Source organism: Paracoccus sp. JM45 (assembly GCF_003590715.1).
Classification (GTDB): Bacteria; Pseudomonadota; Alphaproteobacteria; order Rhodobacterales; family Rhodobacteraceae; genus Paracoccus.
Window position 1 is genome coordinate 443,276 of sequence record NZ_QQVY01000001.1, and the last position, 11,684, is coordinate 454,959.

The following is an 11,684-nucleotide window of genomic DNA, read 5'->3' on the forward strand; positions in this document are numbered from 1 at the left end:
CCTTTCCAGCGCGCCCCCACCCGATTAGAACGCCAGTGAATAAATGCAAACAGGTTGATGAGGGCGGTATGGCGGAAAATGCAGTTGCGGTGGTGATTCTGGCAGCAGGTCAGGGCAGCCGTATGCAATCGGATCTGCCCAAAGTCTTGCACCGTCTGGGCGGCGTTCCCCTGTTCGGGCATGCATTGGCAGCAGCGCGCAGTCTGGAACCCGAACAGGTCATCGTTGTCACCGGACATGGCAGCGCGCAGGTTACCAAAGCGCTGGCCAAGCTGGACCCCGATGCCCGCACAGTGTTGCAGGCGGAACAGCTAGGCACCGGCCACGCCGTCCGTCAGGCCCTGCCGGAACTGGAAGGGTTCGAGGGTAAAATCGTCATTCTTTACGGCGACACCCCCTTTATCGGCGAAGACACCTTGGCCGCCATCACCAGCCACACCAGCGATCTTGTGGTGCTGGGCTTTAACGCGGCCGATCCGGGCCGATATGGCCGCTTGGTCGTCACCGATCAGGGTCTGGAGCGCATTGTCGAATTCAAGGATGCCGATGATGCCACCCGCCAGATCACCCTTTGCAATTCCGGCGTCATGGCGCTGGATGCCGGTTTGCTGCGCGAATTGATCGGTCAGCTGTCGAATGAGAACGCCTCGGGCGAATATTACCTGACCGATCTGGTGGAACTGGCCCGCGCCGCTGGCCGTCGCGCCGATGTCGTCATCTGCGACGAAGACGAAACCCTTGGCATCAACACCCGCGCGGAACTGGCACATGCCGAACGCAGCTTCCAGACCAACGCCCGCGCCTGCGCGTTGGAAGACGGCGTCACCCTGACCGACCCTGACAGCGTCTGGTTCGCGCTGGACACCTTTATCGGGCGCGATGCGATTATCGGCCCGAACGTTGTCTTCGGCCCCGGTGTGACCGTCGAATCCGAAGCTGAAATCCTGCCCTTCTGCCACCTTGAGGGCTGTCATGTCTCATCGGGTGCCACCGTCGGCCCCTTTGCCCGCCTGCGTCCGGGTGCGGAACTGGGCGGCGATGTGCATGTCGGCAATTTTGTCGAAATCAAGAACGCGGTCTTGGACGAAGGCGTCAAGGTCGGCCATCTGACCTATCTTGGCGACGCCCATATCGGTGAAGCGACGAATATCGGCGCGGGCACCATCACCTGCAACTATGACGGCGTGATGAAGCATCGCACCGAAATCGGTGCGCGGGCCTTTATCGGCAGCGACACGATGCTGGTCGCCCCCGTTCGCATCGGTGATGACGCCATGACAGGTTCGGGGTCGGTGATTACCGAAGACGTGCCCGACGGCGCGCTGGCTATCGGTCGCGCCCGCCAAGCCACCAAACCCGGCCTTGCAACCCGCCTGATGGCGGCCCTGCGGCTGAAGAAAGAGGCGAAATAAGATGTGCGGCATCATCGGTATCCTTGGCCTGAACGAGGTTTCGCCCCAGCTGGTCGACGGTCTGCGCCGTCTGGAATATCGCGGCTATGACAGTGCGGGCGTGGCGACTGTCGATGCCCAAGGACGCTTGGCGCGGCGTCGGGCGGTTGGCAAACTGGTGAACCTGTCCGACAAGCTGGTGCATGAACCGCTGACCGGCCATTCCGGCATCGGCCACACCCGTTGGGCCACCCATGGTGCCGCCACCGAAGAAAACGCCCACCCCCATCAGTCGGGCCGCGTGGCCGTTGTCCATAACGGCATCATCGAAAACTTTCGTGATCTGCGGGCCGAACTGGCCAAACATGGCATCCAGCCGCAATCGCAGACCGATACGGAAACCGTCGCGCTGTGGACGGCACATTGCATGGATCAGGGCATGTCGCCGGTGAATGCCGCCCGTGCGACGCTGGATCGCTTGCAGGGCGCCTTTGCGCTGGCATTCCTGTTTCAAGGCGAAGGTGATCTGATGGTCGCCGCCCGCAAGGGCAGCCCCTTGGCCATCGGCCACGGTGACGGCCAGATGTTTGTCGGGTCCGATGCCGTTGCGCTTGCCCCCTATACCGACCGCATCACCTATCTTGAGGATGGCGACCATGCGATCCTGACACGCGCCGGTGTGCAGATCTTCGATCTGGACGGCAACCAGACACAGCGCCAGCAGTCGCGGATCGACGTGGGTGCAACGGCCATCGACAAGGGCGGCTATCGCCACTTTATGGCCAAAGAGGTCGCCGAACAGCCCGTCGTCATCGGTGATGTGCTGAACTACTATATCCATGGCGACCACATTATCCTGCCCGAGGGTCTGGATTTCAGCGACATCGACCGCATTTCGCTGGTCGGCTGCGGTACAGCGCATCTGGCGGGTCATGTGGCGAAATACTGGTTCGAACAGCTGGCGGGCCTGCCTGTCGATATCGATGTCGCCTCGGAATTCCGCTATCGTGAACCGCCCCTTTCCTCCAGAAGCTGGTTCATTGCTGTCAGCCAGTCGGGTGAAACCGCCGATACGCTGGCCGCGCTGCATTACGCCAAGCAGCATGTCGCCAAGACCATCGGTCTGGTGAATGTCGGCACATCAGCCATTGCCCGCGACAGCGACGTCGCCCTGCCCACCCTTGCAGGGATCGAGGTCAGTGTCGCTTCCTCCAAAGCCTTTACCTGCCAGCTGGCCGTTCTGGGCGTGCTGGCCCTGAAGGCGGCCCATGACCGTGGCCGCATCAATGATGCGGAACTGGCGGTCCATCTGCGTGACCTGCGGGCCATTCCGGGTCTGCTGAGTCAGGCTTTGCAGATTTCCGATGACTGTCGGCTGCAATCGGAATGGCTGTCGCAGGCCCGTGACGTCCTGTATCTGGGGCGCGGGTCGCTGTATCCCGTGGCGCTGGAAGGCGCGCTGAAGCTAAAGGAGCTTAGCTATATCCACGCCGAAGGCTATGCCTCGGGCGAATTAAAGCATGGCCCGATCGCGCTGATCGACGGCGATGTGCCGGTGGTGGTTCTGGCACCATATGACGCGCTGTTCGACAAGACCATTTCCAACATGCAGGAAGTCATGGCCCGCCACGGCCAGATCCTGCTGGTGTCGGATGCCAAAGGGATCGAGGCGGCGGGCGAAGGTGTCACGGCATCGCTGACCCTGCCGTCAGGCGGTGGTATCTTCCAGCCCATTCTCTATGCGGTGCCGATGCAATATCTGGCCTATCACACGGCGGTCGCCAAAGGCACCGATGTGGACCAGCCGCGCAATCTGGCGAAATCGGTCACGGTCGAATAACCGGATCAGCCCGTCCCGTCGGGGTGGGCTTTGTCAAACGCGCAGGGCCTCGACGTCCTGCGCCATATCCTCGGCCAGATCGACAAGATTTTCCGGATTGCCGCCGCGATGCGCCTCGATCCGCAGGGCGGTGACTTCTGCCTGAAACCGGCGGGCAAGACGCGGCAGGTCGGCATTGGCTGGCAGTTCGCCCGCCTGCTGCGCCGTTGCGAAGATCTGCGTGATTTTATCCAGCATCACGTCCAGATGGTCGCGCGCACGGGCACCGATCACGCCTTCTTCCTGTGACATGTCCAGCATGGTCCGCACCAGCATGCAGGCCTGTCGGTTCGGATCATCCACCGCTTGCCCCGCAAAACCGCGCAGGAAATCGGCCAGCGCGGTCAGCGGCGATGCGGCATTGTCCTGCAGATGCGCCAAGACCGACAGGTTGCGATCGAAATAGCGGTCGAGGGCGGCCAGATAGAGCGCCTCTTTGCTTTTGAAGGCGGCATAGATGCTGCCGGGCTTCATCTGCAACGCCCCCTCAAGATCCTTGAGAGAAGTGGCGTGATATCCCTTCTGCCAGAACAGGGATAGCGCCGCATCCAAAGCGACGTCACGGTTATATGGGGCTGCGCGTGTCATAACCCAGATATAGGAAGTCGCTGCCGGTTTGTCTTGCCCCAGTTTTACGACCATCCTCACGTTTGAGTGATCGTTCAAATTACCTATTGAGTGATAGCTCAAAGCACCTATCTTCATACCAGACAGACGCAATATCCTTGAAGGAGCCTGACATGGTTGATTTTACATTCCACGACGAAACCACCGCCCCCGCTGAATCGCAGCCGCTGATCGAAAAATCGAAAGCCGGTTTTGGCATGCTGCCGGGCCTGCACGCCGTCATGGCCGAAGCCCCCGGCCTGCTGGACGCCTATCAGCGCGTGCACGAGCTGTTCGTGAATTCCAGCTTTGATAAGGACGAATTGACCGTCGTCTGGCAGACCATCAACGTTGAAAACCAGTGCCATTACTGCGTCCCCGCCCATACCGGCATCGCGAAAAGCATGGGCGTCGATGACGCGATCACCGATGCGCTGCGGAATGAAACGCCGCTGCCGAATGACCATCTGGAAGCTTTGCGCGATTTCACGCTGAAACTGGTCCGCGACCGTGGCTTTGTGTCGGATGAAGATACGCAGGCATTTCTGGACGCAGGCTTTACCAAGCGCCAGATCCTTGAAGTGGTTCTGGGCTATAGCCAGAAGATTATGTCGAACTATACCAACCACTTGGCAAAAACACCCGTGGACAAGCCCTTCCAGAAATTCGACTGGAAGCCCGCTGATAAGGCCTGAACCTTATCCGGTAATACGAAAGGCCCGCCGGATTGGCGGGCCTTTTTTTATGTCCGGCGGAAGGTGACGTAATGCGGGGGACGGCCCTCGCGCAGCGCCTTTTGTTCATACCGCGTGCTGATCCAGTCATCCCACGCCTGATCGGTATCGGCGATCATCTCGAACCCTGCGGGCGGCACTTCCTCGCGGGTCTGGCGGATATAATCGGGTATATCGCTGGCCACGCGGAAAATCGCGCCCTGACGCATGACGCGGGCCAGGGGCTGCATATGTTCCGGCGTCACAAAGCGGCGGCGATGGTGGCGCAATTTGGGCCACGGGTCGGGATACATCAGGAAAGCACGATCGATGCAGGCGTCGGGCAGCACATCCATCAGATCGCGCGCATCACCGGGATGGACACTGACGTTTTCCACGCCCGCCGCGCGGATTTTGCCCAGCAGCATCGCAACGCCGTTAATATAAGGTTCACAGCCAATCACCCCGATATCGGGATAGGTCTTGGCCATATGGACCATATGTTCGCCACCGCCAAAGCCGACCTCCAGCCAGATCGGGCGGGCGTCGCCGAAAATCGCCTTGGGGTCGATGGTCGTGCGTTCGGGGTTTTCCTCGAACGTGACATTGCGGGGACGCAGATCGCCCAGATCCTCGGACAGATAGCCCTTCTGGCTGTGGCGCAACGTCTTACCGTTCCGGCGACCATAGAAGTTGCGGCGCGGCGGATTCGGATCAAAATCGGATGTGGGTTTATCGCTCATGCAGGGGCAAGTGCCGCAAGCCTGCGTTCCGGTCAAGCCCCGCCGCGATGGGACCTTGCGGAAAAAGGCGCGCAGTTACCCGCGCGCCCTGTCTTTTGATCAGTCGGCCATCAGGCGGCTGATGATGACGGTGACCTCGGGCTTCTTGCCGATTTCCTCCATCGAGACCTGACGCGCGATCTTGCGGATCGCCTCGTCCATCTTGTCGTCGTTTTTCACGGTGCGTGCATCGGCACGTTCCAGAAACTCGGCGATTTCGCCTTCGATATGGCGGGCCAGATCGGCACCGTTGCGGGTGGTCTGGTTCAGGCCCATCAGTTCGACCCATGCATCGGGAAGGGCTTTTTCATCCTCATCCACAATGACGCTGACCATGGCATGACCGTTCAGGGCCATCCGGATACGGTCGCGCACGACACCATCCATCGCGCCGATCAGGATATTGCCGTCCAGATACAGACGTCCGGTCTGGATCTGGTCGACCACGCGCGGCATCTTGCCGGTCAGATCCATCATCGACCCGTTGGTCACCACCTCGGAGGTCATGCCCTTGGACCGCGCCAGCATCATATGTTCGCGCAGATGCAGGTGTTCGCCATGCATCGGGATCACGGTCTGCGGCTTCAGGATGTCGTGCATCACCTCGATGTCGGGGCGGTTCGCGTGACCCGAAACGTGGAACAGTCCGTCATCGGCGTCATAAACCTCGACGCCGGATTCCGACAGCGCGTTCATGATACGGCCAACCGACTTTTCATTGCCCGGAATGGTTTTCGAGCTGAAAAGGAAGCTGTCGCCCTCTTTTAAGGACAGACCCAGATAGCGGCCCCGCGACAGCTGGGCGCTGGCAGCGCGGCGTTCGCCCTGACTGCCCGTTACCATCAGCATAACCTTGTCACGCGGCAGCTTTGACGCCTCTTCCGGACCAATGGTCGCGGGGAAATCCGTCAGGATGCCACTGTCGAAACCGACGCTGACCATGCGACGCATCGCACGACCCAACAGGCAGACCTTGCGACCAGACGCGATGGCAGCATCGGCCAGCGTTTTAAGACGCGCGATGTTGCTGGCGAAGGTGGTTGCAACGACCATATTCTTCTGCGCCATCACCCATTCCAGAATGGGCGTGGCCAGAACAGCCTCGGACCGGCCCGGATGGGTCGAGAAGATATTGGTGCTGTCGCATGCCAGAACCTTGACCGGACCGTTTTCGGTCGCGATCTGTTTCCACATGACCGGATCGAACGCATCGCCGACCACCGGCGTCACATCGACCTTGAAGTCACCCGTGTGCACGATACGGCCCGCAGGCGTATCGATCACCAACCCCGAACTTTCGGGGATCGAGTGGCTGATCGGCGCGAATTGCACCGAGAACGGACCGACTTTGGTTACGGCAGGGCGCACCTCGGTGATGTTCACGGCGTCTGCACCGGGCAGACCCATTTCTTCCATCTTCAGGCGAACCAGCGTGCCGGTGAAGCGGCGTGCATAGATCGGTGCCTCAAGACGGCCCCACAGGTGACCCAGGGCACCGATGTGGTCCTCGTGCCCGTGGGTGACGAAGATTGCATCCAGCCGGTCCTTGTTCTGTTCCAGCCACGTTAAATCCGGCATGATCAGGTCGATACCTGGGCTTCCGTCCATGTCACCAAAAGTAACACCCAGATCGACCAGAATCAGTCGTTCCTTACCGGGCGCACCATAGCCATAAACATAGGCGTTCATGCCGATTTCGCCCGCGCCGCCTAGCGGCAGATAGATCAGGCGCTCAGCCATTGCCCATCTCCTTGTTGTAATCGTGAATTAGACGCAACCCGTGCATCGTTAGATCGTCTTCAATTGCATCGAACAGGTCGAAGCCCTGATCGAACAGCGGCGCAAGCCCGCCGGTTGCTATTACTTTCATCGGCCTGTCACGTTCGGCGCGTATCTTGCGCACAATCCCTTCGACAAGCCCCACATACCCCCAGAACACGCCCGACTGGATACATGCAACTGTATTCGTCCCGATCACCTGCGCCGGCATGGTCACATCGACATGCGGCAGCGATGCCGCCCCCATGTGCAAAGCCTCCAACGACAGGTTCACGCCGGGGGCAATGACACCCCCGATATATGCCCCGTCCCCATCAACGACATCAAAGGTGGTTGCGGTTCCGAAATCCACCACAATCAGATCTGCACCATGCCGGTCGAAGGCACCGACAGTGTTCACCAGGCGGTCCGGACCGACGGTGGTCCCCCCATCGACACGCGGCGGCACACGCAACATGCAGTCGGGCTTACCGACCACCAAGGGGCGCGTGTCGAAATAACGGTTGCACAGAACGCGCAGGTTGAACACCACGCGCGGTGCCGTGGCGCTGATAATACAGGCGTTGATTGTCAGATCGAATTTCTGCACGGCGATCAGCGTGGACAGCCAGACGAAATATTCATCCGCCGTCCGGCGATGATCGGTCCTGATACGCCAATGGGCCAGAAACTTCGACCCGTCCCAGATCGAGAAGACGGTATTGGTATTGCCGGTATCTATGCACAACAGCATGAACTTAGGCCCCGCTGAAATAGATGTCTGCGGCGGGGATCACGTGACGCCCGCGCGGGCCGGTCAGGATCAAAGCGCCGGTTTCATCAATGCCGTCAAACCGGCCTGTGGTTTCGGTCCCGCCTGTACGGGCGACAATCGTTTCACCCAGCTTCGCCGCCCGTGCCAGCCATGCGGAGCGGATCGGCGCAAAGCCATAGGCCAGCATCTGGCGATGCCATGCATCGAATTGCGCGGCCAAAGCATCCAGAAAATCCTCGGGGGCGACGGTAAGGCCGGTTTCCCCCAGCAGGCTGACCGGACGGGTGGCACCGGATTCGACAGCCGCTTGATCAGGGGCAGCAGCAAGATTGATGCCGATGCCGATCGCAAGTGTCGCCACCTGCCCTGCAGCCCCCGTGCTTTCCAGCAAAATACCTGACAGCTTACCGCCATTCAGCAGAACGTCATTCGGCCATTTTAGCGCGATATTCAGCGATGGGCCGCAAAGGGTCTTTAGCGCATCGTGAACAGCCAAAGCTGCCACGAAAGACAACCGCGCCGCGTCCGAAGGCCCGCCCGCCGGACGCAACACCAGCGTCGCGGCAAAATTTCCAGGGGGGTCGGTCCACGCACGTCCCCGACGGCCACGGCCCGATTCTTGTTTACGGGCCATAATCCATGCTGGCCCCGTCAATGACGGAGCCAGACGGAAAGCCTCGGCGTTGGTGCTGTCCACACGATCCAGAATGTGGCGTGCCACATTGTCGGGCCAGATGGACGGCGCTGCGTTATTCACCCGCAACGGGGGCGATAACCTCGCCGACCAGCGATTGGGCTGCGGTTGCTGCAGCATCGTCGATCCCTAGCATCGTCACAGCGCCCAGCAATAGCGCCGCTGCAGGCACAACCAATGCCGCATATTGAACGGCACCCATGCGGCTGGTCACCGGCTCGACCTCGTCACCGAAGAACATGTAATAGACAATGCGCAGGTAATAGAACGCACCAATGACCGACGCGATCACACCAATGACCGCAAGCCAGGACAGCCCTGCCCCGACAGCAGCCGTCAGCACACCGTATTTGGCAAAGAAGCCAAGGAAGGGCGGCACACCGGCAAGGCTAAACATCAGGAACAGCACGGCAAAGCTTTTCAGCGGCTCGGTCTGGGCAAAGCGGTTCAGGCTTTGCAGGTCAGTGATGGGCCGTCCATCGCGTTCAAGCGACAGGATAAAGGCAAAGGCACCGACGTTCATCAGCGCATAGATGGCCATATACAGCAGCATCGCTTGCACGCCGTAAGCCGTGCCCGCCGCCAGACCGACAAGGGCAAAGCCCATATGCGCGATCGAGGAATAGGCCATCAGACGTTTGATGTTGCGCTGACCGATACCTGCGATTGACCCCAGCAGCATCGAAAGGACCGCAAGAACCGCGATGATCTGGCTCCAATCGGCAATCGCATTGCCAAAGGCATCAAACATCAGACGACCGATCAGTGCCATGGCCGCAACCTTGGGGGCGGTGGCAAAGAACGCGGTCACCGGCGAAGGCGACCCTTCGTAAACGTCGGGCGTCCACATATGGAACGGCACAGCCGAGACCTTGAACGCCAGACCGACCAGCAGGAAGACCAGACCGAACAGCAGACCCATGGGCATCACATCCGCATTCACCGCCTGAATGATGCCTGCAAAGCTGGTTGTGCCCGAAAAACCATAAACCAGCGACGCACCATAAAGCAGCAGACCCGAGCTGAGCGCGCCCAGAACGAAATACTTCAAACCCGCTTCCGAAGATTTGACGCTTTCACGGCGCATTGCCGCGACGACGTAAAGTGCCAGCGATTGCAGCTCCAGCCCCATATACAGCGACAGCAGGTCACCCGCCGAAACCATCATCATCATGCCGACGGTCGCCAGCACGATCAGGATCGGATATTCGAAACGCATCAACCCGTGACGGTCCAGATAGTCCGCGCTCATCGCCAGAACGGCGGCGCCGGACAGCAGGATCGTTACCTTTGCAAAACGGGCAAAGGAATCGTCGATGAACATTCCGAAGAAAGCAGTCTGTTGGGGCCGATCGGCCAGACCGACGTAAAGACCTGCAACCAGCAGGGCCAGTACACTGGCCCATAGGATCGGTTTCGCAATCTGGTCCTTGCCGAAATAGGCCCCCGCCATCAGCGCTGCCAGCGCATAGATCGCAAGCCAGAGCTCGGGCAGGATGGTCGAAATATCGAGCGCGTTCATCTTGCTTTCCTCAATGGCTGACGGTGGCCGAAGCCATATCGTCGGTGGCTGCCTCTTCGGGCAGCGCGTCGTTAACATTCACCAGCATCGCCTGGACCGCAGGGCCCGTGATGTCGGTCACCAGGCGCGGATAAACGCCTAGAATAAGGGTCATGGCGATCAGCGGCACAAAGATCCACTTTTCGCGCGGAGTCATATCGGTGATCATCCGCAGGCTTTCCTTGATCAGCGATCCCATGGTCACGCGGCGATAGAGCCACAGCGCATAGGCCGCCGACAGGATCACACCGGTCGCAGCAACAAAGGCCACCCATGTGTTGGCGTGGAACGCACCCATCAGGGTCAGGAATTCACCCACAAAGCCCGATGTTCCCGGCAGGCCGACGTTGGCCATGGTGAAGAACATGAAGACCAGCGCATAAACCGGCATCCGGTTCACCAAGCCGCCATAGGCGTCGATTTCCCGCGTATGCATACGGTCATAGATAACGCCGACGCAAAGGAACAGCGCGCCCGAAATAAAGCCGTGCGACAGCATCTGGAAGATCGCGCCATCAACACCTTGTTGATTGGCCGCAAAGATCCCCATCGTCACATAGCCCATGTGGGCGACCGACGAATAAGCGATCAGCTTCTTCATATCCGACTGAGCCAAGGCAACCAGCGACGTATATACGATGGCAATTGCCGACATCCACATAACCATCGGCTGCAGCAGGTGGCTTGCGACGGGGAACATCGGCAGGCTGAAGCGCAGAAAGCCGTAGCCGCCCATTTTCAACAGCACAGCCGCCAGCACGACCGAACCTGCCGTTGGCGCCTGAACGTGTGCGTCAGGCAACCATGTGTGGACCGGCCACATCGGCATTTTCACTGCAAAGCTGGCAAAGAAGGCAAGGAACAGCAGCGTCTGCACACCGCCAACAACCGTAAAGCCCAGCACCCGCGTGGTTTCCGACGGGAAGTCGAATGCCAGCAGCTGCGCGATATCGGTCGTTCCCGCCATCCGCGCCATCGCGATCATTGCCACCAGCATCAGCACCGAGCCAATAAAAGTATAGAGGAAGAATTTGAACGCTGCATAGATGCGGTTCTTTCCACCCCAGATCCCGATAATCAGGAACATCGGGATCAGACCGGCTTCGAAGAACAGATAGAACAGGATCAGGTCCAGCGCGGTAAAAACGCCGATCATCAGCCCTTCCAGCACCAGGAAGGCGATCATATATTCCTTGATGCGCGTGCTGACCGTCCATGTGGACAGGATGGTCAGCGGCATCAGGAAGGTCGTCAACATCACGAAAAGGATCGAGATGCCATCCACACCCATCTTGTAACGCAGGCCCATGATCCACGCATGATCTTCCACGAACTGGAAGCCCGTGTCGGCAGGATTGAACCCCGCCAGCAGGAACAGCGACACAAGGAAGGTTGCGCTGGTGGCAATCAGGGCCAGCCATTTGGCGTTTTTCTGTGCGGCAGCATCATCGCCGCGCAGAAACAGGGCCAGTATTCCTGCCGCAACAATCGGCAGGAAGGTGATGATTGAAAGAAGGTTCGTCAT

At 59.6% G+C, this 11,684-nt stretch carries 10 protein-coding genes; 3 read left to right on the forward strand and 7 right to left on the reverse strand.

Features of this window, described 5'->3' with window-relative positions; translation table 11 throughout:
* Window positions 1-68: 68 nt before the first annotated feature.
* Entirely contained in the window at window positions 69-1,412 is a 1,344-nt protein-coding gene (glmU, locus tag DWB67_RS02255) for a bifunctional UDP-N-acetylglucosamine diphosphorylase/glucosamine-1-phosphate N-acetyltransferase GlmU (RefSeq protein WP_119805864.1), read from the forward strand.
* Between the two features lies 1 nt (window position 1,413).
* Entirely contained in the window at window positions 1,414-3,231 is a 1,818-nt protein-coding gene (glmS, locus tag DWB67_RS02260) for a glutamine--fructose-6-phosphate transaminase (isomerizing) (RefSeq protein WP_119805865.1), read from the forward strand.
* Window positions 3,232-3,264: 33 nt separating this feature from the next.
* Here glmS and DWB67_RS02265 read toward each other — a convergent pair whose 3' ends face one another.
* Entirely contained in the window at window positions 3,265-3,858 is a 594-nt protein-coding gene (locus DWB67_RS02265) for a TetR/AcrR family transcriptional regulator (protein WP_119805866.1), read from the reverse strand.
* 152 nt (window positions 3,859-4,010) lie between these two features.
* On the opposite strand from DWB67_RS02265, the gene DWB67_RS02270 reads away from it, so the two are divergent.
* Window positions 4,011-4,571 carry a carboxymuconolactone decarboxylase family protein gene (locus DWB67_RS02270; RefSeq protein ID WP_119805867.1) on the forward strand — a complete coding sequence of 187 codons (561 nt, stop codon included), beginning with the start codon at window positions 4,011-4,013 and terminating at the stop codon, window positions 4,569-4,571.
* A 47-nt stretch (window positions 4,572-4,618) separates the two neighbouring features.
* Here the strand turns inward: DWB67_RS02270 and DWB67_RS02275 are convergent, their stop codons facing one another.
* From DWB67_RS02275 to DWB67_RS02300, 6 genes are all read right to left on the reverse strand, one after another.
* Window positions 4,619-5,332: a tRNA (guanosine(46)-N(7))-methyltransferase TrmB gene (locus DWB67_RS02275; RefSeq protein WP_119805868.1), complete on the reverse strand. Its 714-nt coding sequence runs from the start codon at window positions 5,330-5,332 to the stop codon at window positions 4,619-4,621.
* 99 nt (window positions 5,333-5,431) lie between these two features.
* Complete coding sequence (locus DWB67_RS02280) at window positions 5,432-7,111, reverse strand: ribonuclease J (protein WP_119805869.1); 1,680 nt, start codon at window positions 7,109-7,111, stop codon at window positions 5,432-5,434.
* A complete protein-coding gene (locus DWB67_RS02285; protein ID WP_119805870.1) occupies window positions 7,104-7,883 on the reverse strand; it encodes a type III pantothenate kinase in 780 nt (259 codons plus the stop codon). The genes DWB67_RS02280 and DWB67_RS02285 overlap by 8 nt, the downstream gene beginning before the upstream one ends.
* A gap of 4 nt (window positions 7,884-7,887) precedes the next feature.
* The gene (locus tag DWB67_RS02290) at window positions 7,888-8,718 is read right to left on the reverse strand and encodes a biotin--[acetyl-CoA-carboxylase] ligase (protein WP_119805871.1); all 831 of its coding nucleotides are present in this window, start codon (window positions 8,716-8,718) and stop codon (window positions 7,888-7,890) included.
* A complete protein-coding gene (gene nuoN / locus DWB67_RS02295; RefSeq protein WP_119805872.1) occupies window positions 8,654-10,120 on the reverse strand; it encodes an NADH-quinone oxidoreductase subunit NuoN in 1,467 nt (488 codons plus the stop codon). Before nuoN ends, DWB67_RS02290 begins: the two co-directional genes overlap by 65 nt.
* Window positions 10,121-10,130: 10 nt before the next feature.
* Complete coding sequence (locus tag DWB67_RS02300) at window positions 10,131-11,684, reverse strand: NADH-quinone oxidoreductase subunit M (RefSeq protein WP_119805873.1); 1,554 nt, start codon at window positions 11,682-11,684, stop codon at window positions 10,131-10,133.

What these genes read in the sequence shown, in the direction of transcription:
- glmU (WP_119805864.1), top strand. Translation starts at nt 69, where the DNA reads ATGGCGGAAAATGCAGTTGCGGTGGTGATTCTGGCAGCAGGTCAGGGC.
- glmS (WP_119805865.1), top strand. Translation starts at nt 1,414, where the DNA reads ATGTGCGGCATCATCGGTATCCTTGGCCTGAACGAGGTTTCGCCCCAG.
- DWB67_RS02265 (WP_119805866.1), bottom strand. Translation starts at nt 3,858, where the DNA reads ATGACACGCGCAGCCCCATATAACCGTGACGTCGCTTTGGATGCGGCG.
- DWB67_RS02270 (WP_119805867.1), top strand. Translation starts at nt 4,011, where the DNA reads ATGGTTGATTTTACATTCCACGACGAAACCACCGCCCCCGCTGAATCG.
- DWB67_RS02275 (WP_119805868.1), bottom strand. Translation starts at nt 5,332, where the DNA reads ATGAGCGATAAACCCACATCCGATTTTGATCCGAATCCGCCGCGCCGC.
- DWB67_RS02280 (WP_119805869.1), bottom strand. Translation starts at nt 7,111, where the DNA reads ATGGCTGAGCGCCTGATCTATCTGCCGCTAGGCGGCGCGGGCGAAATC.
- DWB67_RS02285 (WP_119805870.1), bottom strand. Translation starts at nt 7,883, where the DNA reads ATGCTGTTGTGCATAGATACCGGCAATACCAATACCGTCTTCTCGATC.
- DWB67_RS02290 (WP_119805871.1), bottom strand. Translation starts at nt 8,718, where the DNA reads ATGCTGCAGCAACCGCAGCCCAATCGCTGGTCGGCGAGGTTATCGCCC.
- nuoN (WP_119805872.1), bottom strand. Translation starts at nt 10,120, where the DNA reads ATGAACGCGCTCGATATTTCGACCATCCTGCCCGAGCTCTGGCTTGCG.
- DWB67_RS02300 (WP_119805873.1), bottom strand. Translation starts at nt 11,684, where the DNA reads ATGACGAACCTTCTTTCAATCATCACCTTCCTGCCGATTGTTGCGGCA.